This window comes from Streptomyces sp. TSRI0107 (assembly GCF_001905845.1).
GTDB lineage: Bacteria > Actinomycetota > Actinomycetes > Streptomycetales > Streptomycetaceae > Streptomyces.
The window spans coordinates 1-16059 of record NZ_LIVZ01000007.1; the positions used below are offsets into that span (position 1 = coordinate 1).

11 protein-coding genes and 1 pseudogene are annotated in these 16059 nt (G+C 71.5%); 8 read left to right on the forward strand and 4 right to left on the reverse strand.

All coding sequences use genetic code 11. From position 1 onward, the window contains the following. Positions 1–495: 495 nt before the first annotated feature. The gene (locus AMK31_RS19240; protein WP_073941818.1) at positions 496–945 is read left to right on the forward strand and encodes a PTS sugar transporter subunit IIA; all 450 of its coding nucleotides are present in this window, start codon (positions 496–498) and stop codon (positions 943–945) included. A gap of 80 nt (positions 946–1025) precedes the next feature. Next, positions 1026–2696 (forward strand): phosphoenolpyruvate--protein phosphotransferase, encoded by a 1671-nt coding sequence (gene ptsP, locus AMK31_RS19245; RefSeq protein ID WP_073941819.1) that lies wholly within the window; start codon positions 1026–1028, stop codon positions 2694–2696. A gap of 70 nt (positions 2697–2766) precedes the next feature. Here ptsP and AMK31_RS19250 read toward each other — a convergent pair whose 3' ends face one another. Continuing rightward, positions 2767–3660 (reverse strand): hypothetical protein, encoded by an 894-nt coding sequence (locus AMK31_RS19250; RefSeq protein WP_073941820.1) that lies wholly within the window; start codon positions 3658–3660, stop codon positions 2767–2769. 186 nt (positions 3661–3846) lie between these two features. Then, positions 3847–5814, reverse strand: a complete 1968-nt coding sequence (locus AMK31_RS19255; protein WP_073941821.1) for an acetoacetate--CoA ligase — start codon at positions 5812–5814, stop codon at positions 3847–3849. 212 nt (positions 5815–6026) lie between these two features. Here AMK31_RS19255 and AMK31_RS19260 point away from each other — a divergent pair, with 212 nt between their 5' ends. Next, entirely contained in the window at positions 6027–8405 is a 2379-nt protein-coding gene (locus tag AMK31_RS19260; protein ID WP_073941822.1) for a glycoside hydrolase family 31 protein, read from the forward strand. On the opposite strand, the gene AMK31_RS19265 is transcribed toward AMK31_RS19260, so the two are convergent. After that, on the reverse strand, positions 8396–8932 hold the full coding sequence (locus AMK31_RS19265) for an NUDIX domain-containing protein (RefSeq protein WP_073941823.1): 537 nt from the start codon (positions 8930–8932) through the stop codon (positions 8396–8398). The genes AMK31_RS19260 and AMK31_RS19265 overlap by 10 nt on opposite strands. Before the next feature lie 47 nt (positions 8933–8979). After that, on the reverse strand, positions 8980–9789 hold the full coding sequence (locus AMK31_RS19270; protein WP_079186876.1) for a M15 family metallopeptidase: 810 nt from the start codon (positions 9787–9789) through the stop codon (positions 8980–8982). A gap of 179 nt (positions 9790–9968) precedes the next feature. Here AMK31_RS19270 and AMK31_RS19275 point away from each other — a divergent pair, with 179 nt between their 5' ends. The 5 genes and pseudogenes from AMK31_RS19275 (at position 9969) to glpK (ending at position 16039) form a co-directional block, all read left to right on the forward strand. Next, positions 9969–10394 carry a Zn-ribbon domain-containing OB-fold protein gene (locus tag AMK31_RS19275; RefSeq protein ID WP_073941824.1) on the forward strand — a complete coding sequence of 142 codons (426 nt, stop codon included), beginning with the start codon at positions 9969–9971 and terminating at the stop codon, positions 10392–10394. Further along, positions 10391–11581: pseudogene (locus AMK31_RS19280) on the forward strand (lipid-transfer protein). The gene AMK31_RS19275 and the pseudogene AMK31_RS19280 overlap by 4 nt, the downstream one beginning before the upstream one ends. Before the next feature lie 189 nt (positions 11582–11770). Then, positions 11771–13423, forward strand: a complete 1653-nt coding sequence (locus AMK31_RS19285; RefSeq protein WP_073941825.1) for a GGDEF domain-containing protein — start codon at positions 11771–11773, stop codon at positions 13421–13423. 325 nt (positions 13424–13748) lie between these two features. Then, positions 13749–14498 carry an MIP/aquaporin family protein gene (locus AMK31_RS19290; RefSeq protein ID WP_073941826.1) on the forward strand — a complete coding sequence of 250 codons (750 nt, stop codon included), beginning with the start codon at positions 13749–13751 and terminating at the stop codon, positions 14496–14498. Positions 14499–14518: 20 nt separating this feature from the next. Beyond that, positions 14519–16039 carry a glycerol kinase GlpK gene (glpK, locus tag AMK31_RS19295; protein WP_073941827.1) on the forward strand — a complete coding sequence of 507 codons (1521 nt, stop codon included), beginning with the start codon at positions 14519–14521 and terminating at the stop codon, positions 16037–16039. Positions 16040–16059 lie beyond the last annotated feature (20 nt).

Sequence of the window (16059 nt, forward strand, 5' to 3'; positions counted from 1 at the left end):
TCCCCTCGCACACAGCGTCCTCGCTGTGTTTTTTCAAAGGAACCTCGACCATCGGTTGTCCGATGGACGGGGTATCAACATATCTGGCGTTGACTTTTGGCACGCTGTTGAGTTCTCAAGGAACGGTCGCTTCCTTTGTACTCACCCTCTCGGGCTTTCCTCCGGGCGCTTCCCTTCGGTGTTCCAAACTCTATCAGTGTTTTTCCGTCTCTCTGACCACCCTCCCGCAGACATGCAGAAGGAGACCCCGAGATAGGATCTGACAAGTTGGGTGCCGCCGGGCAAGGACGCTCGGTCGCGTCGCTCAGCCTCAAGCAGGAGTACGACTGTACACGGGGCCGTCGAGCAGGTGCAAATCGATGGAGGATGTGGTCTAGACCTCTAATCGGGCCCACTCATACGAACCGGTACTTCCTATGACATACCCTGCTGCTCAGTGCGCCGTCCGGGACAGGCAGTGACGGCCCATATATCTCCACCCCTGGGAGGTTTCCCATGACCACCGTGACCTCGCCGCTGGCAGGACGCGCCATCGGACTGGCAGCCGTGCCGGATCCGGTCTTCTCCGGGGCCATGGTCGGCCCGGGTACCGCCATCGACCCCGTGCGTGAGCCTTCCGAAGCGGTCTCGCCCGTCGACGGAGTCATCGTTTCTCTGCACCCGCACGCCTTCGTGGTCGTCGACTCGGACGGGCACGGCGTGCTCACCCACCTCGGCATCGACACCGTGCAGCTCAATGGCGAGGGCTTCGAGCTGCTGGTGAACAAGGGCGACACCGTCACGCGCGGCCAGGCCGTCGTGCGCTGGGACCCGGCGGCCGTCGAGGCGGCGGGCAAGTCCCCGGTCTGCCCGGTCGTGGCGCTGGAGGCCACCGCCGAGGCTCTGTCCGAGCTCCGTGAGGACGGCGACGTCAAGGCCGGCGACAGTCTCTTCGTCTGGAAGTGACGTCACTGCCGTCTTAGGGCGGCCAGGTAGGACAACCACCGCGGCGGCGGGACCCGCCGCACTTATCGGAGACGGGTGAGATGGAGACAACGCTGCGAGGCGTCGGCGTGAGCCACGGAGTGGCGATCGGCGAGGTTCGGCACATGGGAACGGCGGTGCTCGAGCCGCCGGCCAAGCAGATCCCGGCGGAGGAGGCGGAGCGTGAGCAGGGGCGCGCCCGCCAGGCCGTCGAAGCTGTGGCGGCCGACCTGATTGCGCGCGGCAATCTGGCGGGGGGCGAAGCCCAGGCGGTTCTCGAGGCTCAGGCCATGATGGCCCAGGACCCCGAGCTGATCGCTGACGTGGACCGGCGGATCGCCGTGGGCAGCACGGCCGAGCGGGCGGTGTACGACGCGTTCGCGGCGTACCGCGATCTGCTGGCGGGTGCCGGCGAGTACCTGGCCGGTCGTGTGGCCGACCTGGACGACGTGCGGAATCGTATCGTCGCCCGGCTGCTGGGCGTGCCGATGCCGGGTGTGCCGGACAGTGACGAGCCGTACGTCCTGGTCGCCCGTGACCTGGCGCCGGCCGACACTGCGCTGCTGGACCCGACCCTTGTGCTGGGCTTCGTGACCGAGGAGGGTGGACCGACCAGCCACAGCGCGATTCTGGCGCGGGCGCTGGGAGTGCCGGCCGTGGTGGCGCTGCCGGGTGCCGGGGAGCTCGCCGAGGGCACGGTCGTCGCGGTCGACGGCAGCACCGGTGAGATCTTCGTGAACCCCAGTGAGGACAAGAAGGCGCGGCTGACGGCCGCGGCCGCGGAGCGCAAGGCCGCGCTGGCCGCGTCGACCGGCCCGGGTGCCACCTCCGACGGTCACAAGGTGCCGCTGCTCGCCAACATCGGCGGTCCGGCGGATGTGGCCGCCGCGGTCGAGGCGGGTGCCGAGGGTGTCGGTCTCTTCCGGACCGAGTTCCTGTTCCTGGACGACAACAAGAAGGCTCCTTCCGAGGACAAGCAGGTCGAGGCCTACCGGCAGGTGCTCGAGGTGTTCCCCGAGGGCCGGGTCGTGGTGCGCGTGCTGGACGCCGGTGCGGACAAGCCGCTGGACTTCCTGACGCCGGCGGACGAGCCGAACCCGGCGCTGGGTGTGCGTGGTCTGCGGACGCTTCTGGACCACCCGGAGGTGCTGCGCACCCAGCTGACCGCGCTGGCGAAGGCGGCCGAGGGTCTGCCGGTCTACCTCGAGGTGATGGCCCCGATGGTGGCGGACCGTACCGACGCCAAGGCGTTCGCCGACGCCTGCCGGGAGGCCGGGCTGCGGGCCAAGTTCGGCGCGATGGTGGAGATCCCGTCGGCCGCGCTGCGGGCGCGCTCGATCCTTCAGGAGGTCGAGTTCCTGTCGCTGGGGACGAACGACCTCGCGCAGTACACCTTCGCCGCCGACCGCCAGGTGGGCGCGGTGTCGCGGCTGCAGGATCCGTGGCAGCCGGCGCTGCTGGACCTGGTCGCGCTGTCTGCGGAGGCGGCCAAGGCCGAGGGCAAGAGCTGCGGTGTCTGTGGTGAGGCCGCGTCCGACCCGCTGCTGGCCTGTGTGCTGACCGGTCTCGGTGTGACCTCCCTGTCCATGGGGGCGGCGTCCATTCCTTACGTTCGGGCGACGCTGGCGAAGTACACGCTGGCGCAGTGCGAGCGTGCGGCGGCGGCCGCGCGTGCGGCGGACACCGCCGAGGAGGCTCGCAACGCCGCTCAGGCGGTGCTGTCCGGCGAGTGAGTCCGGCCCGGCCGGATGTCGGCGGGTGTGCAGGGGCGCTCCACCTTCGGGTGGGGCGCCCCTGGCGCGTTCAGTGCTGGTGGGCCGGGGCGGGGCCGTCCTCCTCTCCGAGGTCGGGGGGCTCGCAGTAGTCGACTCCCGATTCGGGGGAGATGAGGTCTCCGGTCTGGGCGTCGGTGCAGTAGGCGTCGAAGACCTCGCCGGCGGTGAGGGGTTCCAGCCGGTTGCCGCGCACGCGCCAGCCGTAGACGCGGTCGGCGGTTCCGGGGGCGGTGGTGCGCATGACGAGGCCGCCCGGGCTGTGGGTGGCGAGGCCGAGGGCCAGGACGGTGGTGAATTCGAGGGCTTCGCTCTCGTCGAGTTCGGTGGTGCCGTCGCGGTCGTCGGCGTGCAGGACGGCGACGAGGGTCTCGGCGGTGCTCGAGATGCTGCAGACGAGGTGGTGGCTCCCCTGTGGGGCTGTGTCGAGGATGCGGAGGAGGAGAGCGGAGGCGCGGGTGAAGGCGGAGCGTCCGAAGTCCTCGCCGCAGGTGGGGCAGGAGCCGAGGCGGGCGAGAAGGGTGGAGGCGTAGTCCCAGGTCGCCTGTCGTACGGCCTCGTCGATGAGTGCGGGGACGAGGTCGGTGAGGGGCTGGCCTTCGTAGGCGATGGTGGGGCCTGTGGCGGCCAGTTCGGCTGTGAAGCGGCTCCGGCTCGACGGGATGTCCGGGTCCAGGCCTGTTTCCGCGCAGTAGTCGGCGTACTCCTGGGGGTCGAACAGGGCCACCGCTGTGTGGCTGCCCTGGGACGCTCGGATCTTGAGCAGGGCCTCGATCTGGTCCAGGTAGGTCTGGTGGTCGTCGAAGGTGAAGCTGCGGTAGCGCCGCATGGCACGGAAGTCGTGCTCGTCGGTGAGGAGCCCGATGGTGCCGGCGATCTCGCGGCGCAGGACGCGTCGCATGGTCAGGTGGTCGGTGTGCGCCATGTTTCCCCCTGTGCGCAGTCGATCAATGCTCACTCACAGTAACTGGTGGCACTGACAACGGGCTTCGCGTGACGCTGGACGCGACCGAGCGAGGGGGGAAAGTGCAGGTCAACGCAGTCGCCTCGGGCTCGGTGTGGTGGTCGGCGAGCCCGAGGCCGTCTGCGGAGAGTGGCCGGCGTCGGGGCGTCAGGCGCGCTTGCGGGCCAGGTCCTCGTAGAAGTGCAGCAGGTCGAGGTTGTCGATGGAGCCCGGGTTGACCGCCTTCTCCAGTGGTGTGCCCTGGAGGAGGCGCTTGACCGGGACCTCGATGCGCTTGCCGGTGAGGGTGTGCGGGATGCCGGGCACCTCGATGATCTCGTCGGGGAGGTGGCGCGGTGAGAGCTCGGCGCGGATGGTCTGCTTGATCCGGTCGAGGAGGTCGTCGTCGAGCGCGGCTCCGGGGGCGAGGTGCACGAAGAGGGGCATCCAGTAGCCGCCGTCGGGTTGCTCGATGCCGATGACGAGCGATTCCTTGATCTCGGGGAGGCGTTCGACGGCCTCGTAGATGTCGGCCGACCCCATGCGCACGCCCTGCCGGTTGAGTGTGGAGTCGGAGCGGCCGTGGATGATCACGGAGCCGCGGGAGGTGACGGTGATCCAGTCGCCGTGGCGCCACACGCCGGGGTAGGTGTCGAAGTAGCTGTCGTGGTAGCGGCTGCCGTCGGGGTCGTTCCAGAAGTAGATCGGCATGGACGGCATGGGGTTGGTGACCACCAGCTCGCCGACCTCGTCGGTCAGTGGGTTGCCGCTCGGGTCCCAGGACTGCAGGTCGGTGCCGAGCCCGGGTGCCTGGAGTTCGCCGATGTGCACGGGGAGCGTGGGGACGGCGCCGGCGAAGCAGGAGCAGACGTCGGTGCCGCCGCTGACGGAGGCGATCCACAGGTCGTCGCGGACCTCGTCGTGCAGCCAGCGGAAGCCGTCGGGCGGCAGCGGGGAGCCGGTGGTCGCCACGCAGCGCACCGCGGAGAGGTCGTAGTCCCGTCCGGGGTGCACCTCCGCCTTGCGGCATGCCATGACGTAGGCCGCGGAGGTGCCGTAGAGGGTGGCTCGGGTGCGTTCGGCGATCCGCCACTGGGCGCCGGTGTCGGGGTATCCGGGGCTGCCGTCGTAGAGGACGATCGTGGTGCCGGTGAGGAGGCCGGAGACGAGGAAGTTCCACATCATCCAGCCCGTCGAGGTGTACCAGAAGAAACGGTCCTCGGGGCCCAGGTCGCAGTGCAGGCCGAGCTGCTTCAGGTGCTCGACGAGGATGCCGCCCTGGGACTGGACGATCGGCTTGGGCAGGCCGGTGGTGCCGGAGGAGTACAGCACCCACAGGGGGTGGTCGAAGGGGACCTGTTCGAAGTCGGGTTCCACTTCGGCGCTCGTCAGTGCCGACCATTCCACGGCTCCGGCGGGGGCGTCGGTGCCGAGGAGGGGGATGTGGACGACGGCTCGGAGGGTGGGCAGCTCGCGGCGCAGTTCGGCGACGATGTCGCGGCGGTCGTGCTGCTTGCCGCCGTAGCGGTAGCCGTCGACGGTGAACAGGACGACGGGTTCGACCTGCTGGAAGCGGTCCAGGACGCTGCGGGCGCCGAAGTCGGGGGCGCAGGAAGTCCAGACGCCGCCCACCGCGGCGGTGGCCAGGAGCGCGACGACGGCTTCGGGGATGTTGGGCAGGTAGCCGCTGACGCGGTCGCCGGGGCGCACGCCGAGGGAGCGCAGTTCGGCGGCCAGGGAACCCACCTGGCGGCGCAGCTCGCGCCAGGTCACCGCGCGGGGCTCGTGGGTTTCGTCGACGCAGAGGAGGGCGGGTTCGTCCGCGCGGGTCGCGGTCGCGCGGAGCGCGTGCTCGGCGTAGTTGAGGGTCGCGTCGGGGAACCACTGGGCGCCGGGCATGGTGCGATCGCCCAGCACGCGCGCGTAGGGGGTGGAGAAGCGGACGTCGAACCATTCGGTGACGGCTTTCCAGAACGTGTCCAGCTCGTCGACGGACCAGCGGTGCAGTGCGGCGTAGCCGCCCTCGGCGGGGGCGCCGTGGTGCTCGGCGGCCCAGGCCTGGAATCTGGTGACCTGTGCCTGGGCGATGCGTTCCGGATCTGGCTGCCAGAGCGGCTGCGGGTTGACGGTCGACATGGGCGGCTCCCGGACTGTGCGCGTCGTGTGCGTCCTCCGCGCACGGGCTGGGGTGTGCGCGTGACGCGGCTGACACGGACGATGCCATGTGATCGATTTCTACACCAGGGTCCGCCCCACATACTCCGTGTCGTGAAGATGTGGTCCTGGCACGGGTGAACGGAAGTTGAACGGGACGCGCGCGTCGGCCGGACAGTGGCAGGGTGAGCAGCATGGACGGTCGTGACCTGGTGCGTTCGATAAAGGCGGTCGGTTCATTGGGGGCGGCGCAGGGGTTGCGTACCGTACGGGCGGCGTGGCGCCGGAGCCGTGCCGATGCTGCGGGGCTGCCGCCGCGCGGTGTGGAGCGCGCGCGGGTGCCCGGCGTGCTGCGGGGGGCGGAGCCGGGCCCCGGTGGGGGCATTCTGCGGTTCGACCGTTCCGAGCTGCGGATCACCGTGACGGTGAGCGGGGCGGTGTTCTGGGGCTGGGACGGGGCCGGTCCGGAGCCGTCGTACGCGCTCGCGGGACGCTGTCCGGAGCCTGATCCGCGGGCCGTGCTGGAGCCCGACAAGGACGGTGGCTGGCGGGTCGTGGCCGAGCGCATGACGGTCGTGGTCTCGCGGCACGGGGCGGTCGAGGTGCGGACACCGGGCGGGGTGACCCTGCGTCGTGATCTGCCGCCCCGGTGGTGGGAGCCGGTCGGCGGGGGCGGGGCGCGCTGGATGCAGCGGTCGGAGGTGGCCGCGGACGCGCGGTTCTTCGGGCTGGGCGGGCGGGCATCGGGGCCTCGGCTGCGGGACGGCGTGTACCGGCTCTGGAACACCGACCCGGGGCATGCCTTCGGCCCCGGGGACGATCCGCTGTACGTCACGATGCCGGTGCAGCTGGTGGTGGCGGACGTGGGGACGCATCTGATGTTCCACGACACCACGTGGGACGGCACCGTGCTGCTGCGGGAGGGCGAGGAGGGCGCGGGTTCCGGGCACGACCGGGCCGGTGCGAGCGAGCTGCGGATGGACGGTGGCCCGCTGCGCTGCTGGGTGATGGTGGGGACCCCCGCGCGCGTGCTGCTCACCTGGGCCTCGCTGACGGGGGCGCCCGCGCTGCCGCCGGCCTGGGCGCTCGGCCACCATCACGCGCGGTGGGGTTTCGGCAGCGAGCAGGAGGTGCGGCGGATCGTCGCGGGGTACCAGGAGCGTGGTCTGCCCCTGGACGCGGTGCATCTGGACATCGATCACTACGAGGAGCACCGGGTCTTCACCGTCGATCCCGACCGCTTCCCGAAGCTGCCGCAGCTGGCCGAGGAGCTGCGGCGCGACGGCGTCCGGCTGGTGTCGATCGTCGACCCGGCGGTGAAGGCCGAGCCGGGCGACGCCGTGTACGACGGCGGCGCGGCGGAGGAGGCGTTCGTGCGGGACGCCTCTGGACGGACCGTCCGGGGCGTCGTCTGGGCCGGGGAGTCGGTGTTCCCGGACTTCACGCACGCGCGCGTGCGGCGGTGGTGGGGACGTCTCTACGAGGAGCGGCTGGCCCAGGGCTTCTCCGGCTTCTGGCACGACATGAACGAGCCGACGTCGTTCGCCGCGTTCGGGGAGACGACGCTGCCGCGTTCGGCACGGCACTGTCTGGAGGGGCGCGGGGGCGACCATCGCGAGGCGCACAACGTGTACGCGCTGTGCATGGCGAGGGCCGCGTACGAGGGGCTGGCCGAGCTGGCGCCGGGACAGCGCCCGTTCGTCTTCTCGCGCTCCGGCTGGGCCGGTATGCAGCGCTACGGCGGGACGTGGTCGGGTGATGTGGCGACGGGCTGGCCGGGGCTGCGGGCGTCGCTGTCCCTGGTGATGGGGCTGGGGCTGTGCGGGGTGCCGTACTCGGGTCCCGACGTGGGCGGTTACGACGGGAGTCCGTCGCCCGAGCTGTATCTGCGCTGGTTCCAGCTGGGCGCGTATCTGCCGCTGTTCCGGACCCACGCGAGTATGCGGGCGGGGCGCAGGGAGCCGTGGGAGTTCGGCCCCGAGGTGCTGGAGCACGCGCGCGTGGCGCTGCTGGAGCGTCGCCGGCTGCTGCCGTACTTCGTGACGCTGGCGCATCTGGCGCGGCGTACCGGGGCTCCTTATGTGCGGCCTTTGTGGTGGGGGGCGCCGGAGGACCGGGCGCTGCGGGACTGCGAGGACGCCTTCCTGCTCGGTGACTGTCTGCTGGTGGCGCCGGTGCTCGACCCGGGGACGGACCGGCGGGCGGTGCAGCTGCCGCGGGGGCGGTGGTACGACACGGTGACGGAGCGGGCGTACGAGGGGCCGGCGCAGGTGCTCATGGAGGCGCCCTTGTCGCGTGTCCCGGTATTCGCGCGTGCGGGCTCGGTCGTCCCCGTACGGGGCGACGACGGTGGGCTGGAGCTGGAGGTGTGGGCTCCCGCGCCGGGGCGTACCGGGGGCGGGCTGGTGGTGCCGGACGCCGGGGAGGGCCGGCAGGAGCCGGAGATCGAGCGCTATGTGACCCGCCGGGCGGGCCGGCGGGTGGTGGTCGAGCGGGAGGGCGAGGGCGGCATGGGCGAGCCGTTCTACCCGGTGCGGGTGCGCGGGACTCGGGCGGACCGGCCTCAGACGTAGCGGCCCTCGAACCAGGCCCGCGCGACGAGGGTGTGCAGGGGGAAGGCCAGCTCCTCTGGCCTGCGCAGGAGGTGCCAGCCGCCTGTCTCGTCGGTGACGGCGGAGGCGGGCAGGCCGTCGGCGGGCCGCTCCGGGAGGAGCCCGAACAGCAGCAGGTGGCCGTCGGGAGAGCTCATGGCGTCGATGAGCCGCACGTCGCGGGCCGCGGCGTCGATACCGGTCTCCTCCCCGAGCTCGCGGACGACGGCCTGGCGCCAGTCCTCTCGGTCGTCGATGTAGCCGCCGGGCAACGCGATGCCTCCCCGCGCGGGGGCGATGGTGCGGGTGATGACGACCAGGGCGGTGCCCTGGGTGTCGTAGACGGGCTGGACGGCTACCGCGACCGGCAGTGGGTTGCGGTAGGCGACGGTGCCGCAGGCCGGGCAGGTGCGGGGCCAGCCGGAGACGCCCTCTCCATAGGGCGATCCGCAGCTCGAACAGTGGGAGCCCGGCACGGAGTTGAGGTTGGGGGTTTGGGTTTCGGACACGCCGCGGACTGTATCCGATCGCGGAGAGGGCGTCGTGGGGCGGAGGCTCAGTGCCCGTGGTGGAGGGATTTCGCGGACACGGGGAAGTCGAAGTAGGTGTCCGGGTAGGGCTCGGGCTTGTAGGTGAAGTGCCACCACTCCTCGGCAAGGTTCACGAATCCGAGGTCTTCCAGGGTGCTCTTCAGCAGCAGCCGGTTGGCGCGCTGTTCGCCCTGGACGCGTGGGTCGAGGGTGTGCGAGAGGGTGTCGAAGCAGTCGAATCCGGTGCCCATGTCGACGGAGTTGTCGGGGAATCGCTCGTCCCGCGGCGCGTAGCAGGGCACGAGGGGCTCGCCGGGGAGGTACGGCCGGGTGGGTTTGGCGGGGAGCTTCACGATGGTGAGGTCCACGGTGGAGCCTCGGCTGTGGCCGGATTTCTCGGCGATGTAACCGTCCGCGAACAGACGGGTCTTGTCGACGTTCGGGTAGAACTCGGCCTTCATCCGCTGGTCGTCGAGGTCCTTCGCCCAGCGCACGAAGTGGTCCACCGCGCGCTGCGGCCGGTAGCAGTCGTAGACCTTGAGGGTGTGGCCCTGGCGCAGCAGTTTCGTCTGGGCCTTGTGGAGGGCTTGTGCGGCGGGGCGGGTGAGGACGCACAGGGGCTGCCGGTAGCCGTCGATGCGTTCGCCGACGAAGTTGTGCGGGGTGAAGTAGCGCATCTCCTGGATGATCGTCCGGTCCACGCTGCGCAGCGCCACGAAGTCCTCGGGGGCCGTGGGTTCGGTCTTCGCCTGTGCGGTGGCGGTGGCCGCGGTCATGGTGAGCAGGGCGGCGGCCGCGGTGACGAGGCCGCGGGCCATCAGAGAGAGTCGTGTCATGTCCCCTGCATCTATCAGGCGCGGGTCACAGCAGGGAAGCGATCGGATGCAGTCCGCGCCCGATCGGGGGGACCCGAGTTCCGCTTGCCCTCTGCCGTGCCCGGTCCAGCCGTGACACACTTCTGACGATCCGTCAGACAACGGCTCGGGGAGGACCTTTGGCGCGCACCCGCACTCCTGTGGTCTCCGGCTGGTTCACCGGCGACGGGGACGACCTCCGGCTCCTGGGCACACGCTGCTCGGCGTGCCGCTCGGTGTTCTTTCCGCGCGAGGAGATCCACTGCCGCAACCCCGGCTGTCCCGGCGGGGACCTGGTGGAGGTGCCGCGCTCGCGCGAGGGGCGGATCTGGTCCTACACGGACAGCCGCTACCGGCCTCCGTCACCCTACGTGAGCGACCGGGAACTCTCCTGGGAGCCGTACGCGTTGATCGCTGTGGAGTTGCCGGCCGAGCGGCTGGTGGTGCTGGGGCAGGCGGTGCCCGGGATCACCGTCGACGACCTGGCGGTGGGCATGCCGGTGGAGGCCGTCCCCGGTGTGCTGCACGAGGACGCGGAGACGGTGTGGACGACGTGGAAGTGGCGGCCGAAGGGGGTGACTGCGTGACGGACGAGGTGGCGGTGCTGGGCGTGGGCATGCACCCCTGGGGCAAGTGGGGACGCGGCTTCGTCGAGTACGGCGTGGCGGCGGCCCGCGCGGCGCTCGCGGACGCGGGACTGCGGTGGCAGGACGTCGACTCCGTCGCCGGGGCCGACACGGTGCGCGGCGGCTATCAGGGATATGTGTCCGGGGCGACGTTCGCCAAGGCGCTGGGCTGGCAGGGCGCCCGGGTGACGAGCGTGTACGCGGCGTGCGCGTCGGGGGCGCAGGCCGTGCACACCGCGCGGGCGCAGATCCTGTCCGGGCTGGCGGATGTCGTGCTGGTGGTGGGCGCCGACGCGGCGCCGAAGGGGTTCTTCCGGCCGGCGGGCGGGGACCGGCCGGAAGAACCCGACTGGCTGCGCTTCCGTGTGCTGGGGGGCGACCAATCCGGCGTACCTCGGGCTGTACGCCCGCCGTCGGATGGCGGTGCACGGCGACACCTTGGAGGACTTCGCCCAGGTCAAGGTGAAGAACGCGGCCCTGGGCGCGCTGAATCCGAACGCGCGCTACCGGCGGCGGACCACCGCCGAGGAGGTGGCCGCCTCTCCGGTGGTCGCCGATCCGCTGCGGCTGCTCGACATCTGCGCGACGTCGGACGGCGGAGCGGCAGTGGTGCTGACGGGGATGGACTTCGCCCGTCGGCGCGGACTGACGGAGCCGGTGCGGATCCGGGCGGTGTCCACGGTGACTCCGCGCTACCCGAACACGGTGCTGGACCTCCCGGACATCGCCACCGACTCCGCGGTGGCCGTGGATCCCCCGGCCGGGACCTTCCGCGAGTCGATCGCGCGGGCCGCCTACGAGGAGGCGGGCATAGGCCCGGAGGAGCTGTCGCTCGCCGAGGTGTACGACCTGTCCACCGCGCTCGAGCTGCAGTGGTACGAGGATTTGGGGATGTGCGGCGCGGGCGAGGCGGCGAAGCTGCTGCGCGAGGGCGTGACCGGGCCGGACGGGCGCACACCGGTGAACCCCAGCGGCGGGCTGGCGTCCTTCGGAGAGGCGGTCCGGCCCAGGCGATCGCCCAGACCTGCGAGCTGACCTGGCAGTTGAGGGGCACCGCGGGCGACCGGCAGATCGCGGGGGCGCGCGTCGGCATCGCGGCCAACCAGGGGCTGTTCGGGCACGGATCGGCGGTGATCGCGGTGCGGTGAGGGGGGGTGTCACGCCGGGGCGCGCACTCGGGCAGCGCGTACGCCGGTCCGGCGGGCGTACGAACGCGACCCCGCCCTCGTAGCCCTGACGAGGGAGGCCATACGTACGCTGCGTGACCGACCAGGAATGCTGCGTGAACGTCTCATGAACTGGGCCAGGGCGTGCGCGGGCGGGGCCATCATGCTCCCGTGCGCACCTGGTCGGACACGCTCCGCTTCGCTTTCCAACCGGTGGTCAACCTGTCCACCGGCGGGATCGCGGCACTGGAGATCCTCGCCCGCCCGGAAGCCGGCGACATCCTGGCCGAGGCACGTCGGGACCCCGAACTCGACGGGCGGCTGGCCGTGTCGGCGGTCCGGGCGGCGGTTCGCCACGAGACGCTGCTGCCGCTGCACGTCAACGTGTTCGCGGGGACCCTCGCGGACCTCGGTGGGCTCGCGCCCCTGCACGACGCGGTACGCGCGGCGGGGCGGCTGCCCTGGGAGGTGACCGTCGACATCGGCCCGCCGTACACCCACGTGCCGCAGCAGGCGCTGCTGGAGGCCGTGGCCGCGCTGCGCGAGCAGGGCTTCCGGGTCAGCGCGGACGGTGTCGGCGACGGTGACGTACCGCTGCGGCTGCTCACGGATCTGGCGCCCGACCTGGTCAAGCTGGACGGGTCGTTGCTGGCGCGGCCCGCCGCGGTGCGGGCCATGCGGACGCTCTGCGACGAGTCGGGGGCGCTGCTCGCCGTCGAGGGTGTGGAGACCGAGCTGCAGTGTGCGACGGCGTTGTCGGCCGGGGCGCAACTGGCCCAGGGCCTGCTGTTCGCCCCGCCGGCCAGGCTGCCCGCGGTGGACGTGTACGTTCCGCCCCGTTCCCCGGCCTTCGAGGGGGCGACGCGGTCGGGCCCGTCGGTGCGCGAGTTCGTGCGGCCGGCCGCGCTGCTGCCCGACACCGCGTCCGCGTCCCAGGTGCGGGCCCTGCTGACCGGGTCGCCGGACGTGTCGGGGGTGCTGCTCGTGGACCGGGAGGGCGTGCCGGTCCGGTCCGTGCACCGGTCCCGGTTCCTGCTGTCGATGTCGGGCCGGTACGGGCACGCGTTGTACGCCGACCGGCCCGCCGCCCGGCTGGGCGATCCGCCGCGGACGGTCGGGGTCGACGCCACCGCCTGGGAGGTGCTGGACGTGGTGGCGGACGGCGCGCGGGACCGTACGTCGGACGATGTTGCGGTGGTCGACGTCCACGGGCGGTGCGTGGGGGTCGTACGGCTCGCGGATCTGGTCCGGGCGCTGGCCGAGTCCCGCGTCGAGGAGGCGGCCGGGCTCAATCCGCTGACGCGGCTGCCCGGTTCGGACGCGATCACCGGCGAGGTGGACCGGCGGATCGCGGACGGCCGGGTGTTCGCGGTGAGTTGGCTGGATGTCGATCACTTCAAGCAGGTGAACGACGGCGCCGGGTTCGCCGCGGGCGACGAGTTGATCCGTTCGGTGGGGCGGGCGTTGCAGCTGGCGGCGTCGGGCAGCACTCGCGTGGGGCACATCGGCGGGGACGACTTCCTGGTGCTGGGAGACCCGGAGGGGCTCGATCGGCTCGCCGCCTCGGTGCTCGACGCGCCCTGGTCGGCGGGCGGCCGGCCGGTGACGCTGTCCCTGGCCACGGTGGTGTGCGGGCCGGGCAGTGTGGCGGATCACCGGCAGGTGGCCGCGTCCCTGGCGCCGCTGAAGAGGGCCGCGAAGGCGCTGACCGGGGCGAGTTGGGTGCTGGGGCGGGCGGGGCTGCCGGGGCACGAGGTTCTGCGGGGCGTGGAGTCGGTGCCGCGGCAGGCGGGGTGCGCCGTGTCGGAGCCGGGGCGAGGCTGATCGGCCCGCGGGCGGCCGGTACCGCGGCCGTCGGTACGGCCGTGCCGTGCACGGCGGCACGGCCCGCACAAGTGACCGAAAACCGTTGCGGTCGCCGACCTTGACGGTCCCTGGGCGCCGGTGAACACTTCCCGGTGTCGGCCGACATCGCCGTACATTCTCGGCGTATTCCGGCGCCGCGCCGCATGGGCTCCTGAGCCACGGCCCACTCCCCCACAGGCGTTTCACGCAAGCCACTGAGCCAGAGAGCCACGGGAGCAACGGGAACCGCATCCTGCACAGGGCATCGGGGTCGTTCACCCCGGGACAGGGCCTAGGAGCCGCCATGAGCAACGGAGACATCCTCGTCGGCGAGATCATCGGCACCGCGATCCTGATCCTCTTCGGTGCCGGCGTGTGCGCCGCCGTCACCCTCAGACACTCCAAGGCGCGGGCCTCCGGGTGGATCGTGATCGCGTTCGGCTGGGGGTTCGCGGTGCTGGCGGGCGCGTACACGGCCGCACCGCTCTCCGGCGGGCATCTCAATCCGGCCGTCACCCTCGGGATCGCCGTCGACACCGGTGAGTGGGGCGAGGTCTGGGTCTATCTGCTGGGGCAGATGATCGGTGCGATGCTCGGCGCGGTCCTCGCCTACCTGGTCTACTTCGCGCAGTTCCAGGCCAACGTCCGGACGACGGGAACGACCGAGGGGACGGCCGACGAGCCCACGCCGACGCTCGGCGTGTTCTCCACCGTCCCGGAGATCCGCCACCCGGTCGCCAACCTGGTCACGGAGATCATCGCCACGATCGCGCTGGTCCTGCCGATCCTCGCCTTCGGGCTGACCGAGGGACTCGGCGAGTCCGGCACCACGGCGCTGATCGTCTCCCTGCTCGTCGTCGGCATCGGTCTCTCGCTCGGCGGGCCGACCGGGTACGCCATCAACCCCGCGCGCGACCTCGGCCCGCGCATCGTGCACAGCTTCCTGCCGATACCGAACAAGGGAACCTCCGACTGGGGTTACGCCTGGGTCCCGGTGGCCGGCCCGCTGATCGGAGGAGCACTCGCCGGCCTCGTCTACAACGCAGCCTTCTGAACCGAGCCCGAGAGGTGGCCATGACGGACAACGCCGAGAGGTACGTCGCCGCGATCGACCAGGGCACCACGTCGAGCCGCTGCATCATCTTCGACCACGGCGGCGCGATCGTCGCCGTCGACCAGCGCGAGCACCGCCAGATCTTCCCCAAGCCCGGCTGGGTCGAGCACGACGCCACCGAGATCTGGTCCAAGGTGCAGGCGGTGGTCGCCGGGGCGCTCGCCAAGGCCGGACTGCGGGCCGACCAGCTCAGCGCGCTCGGCATCACCAACCAGCGCGAGACGACGGTGCTGTGGGACCGCGCGACCGGCATGCCCGTGCACAACGCCATCGTGTGGCAGGACACGCGCACCGCCGCGCTCTGCGCCGAACTGGGCGGCGCGGACGGGCAGGACCGCTTCCGTGAGCGGACCGGACTGCCGCTGGCGAGCTACTTCTCCGGGCCCAAGGCCGCCTGGCTGCTCGACAACGTGCCGGGGCTGCGGGCGCGGGCCGAGCGCGGCGAGATCGCCTTCGGCACCGTCGACTCCTGGCTGATCTGGAACCTCACGGGCGGCACGGACGGCGGCCGGCACGTCACCGACGTGACCAACGCCGGGCGCACCATGCTGATGAACCTGAACACCCTTCAGTGGGACTCCTCCATTCTATCCGCGATGAACGTCCCCGAGGCCGTCCTCCCCGAGATCCGGTCGTCCGCCGAGGTGTACGGCACGGCGGTCGGCCCGCTCGCCGGCGTACCCGTCGCGTCGGCGCTCGGTGACCAGCAGGCAGCGGTGTTCGGGCAGGCGTGCTACGACGTGGGGGCGGCGAAGAACACGTACGGCACGGGCAGTTTCCTGCTGCTGAACACCGGCAACCGGCCGGTGCCGTCGAAGAACGGGCTGCTGACGACGATGGGCTACAAGATCGGCGAAGCGGCGCCGGTCTACTGCCTGGAGGGCTCGATCGCCATAACGGGCGCGCTCGTCCAGTGGTTCCGGGATCAGCTCGGGATCATCCGTACCGCCGACGAGATCGAGCCACTGGCGGCGAGTGTCGAGGACAACGGCGGCGCGTACGTCGTGCCCGCCTTCTCTGGGCTGTTCGCGCCGTACTGGCGCTCCGACGCGCGCGGAGTCGTCACGGGGCTGACCCGGTACGTGACGAAGGCGCATCTCGCCCGCGCGGTGCTGGAGGCCACGAGCTGGCAGACGCGTGAGGTCGTGGACGCCATGTACCAGGACTCGGGGGTGCCCATCACCACCCTGAAGGTCGACGGCGGGATGACGAGGAACAATCTGCTGATGCAGCACCAGGCGGACGTGCTGGGCGTGCCCGTGATCCGGCCCCGGGTGTCGGAGACGACCTGCCTGGGCGCCGCGTACGCCGCCGGACTCGCCACCGGGGTGTGGAACGACCTGGACGAGCTCAAGGCGCACTGGCGGAAGGACGCCGAGTGGGTTCCGGCCATGGAGGAATCGGTGCGGGAACGCGAGTACCACAACTGGCGCAAGGCCGTGGAGAAGAGCCTGTGCTGGGTCGAGGACGGCGACGGCTAGGTCCGCGCGGGCGGGGTATC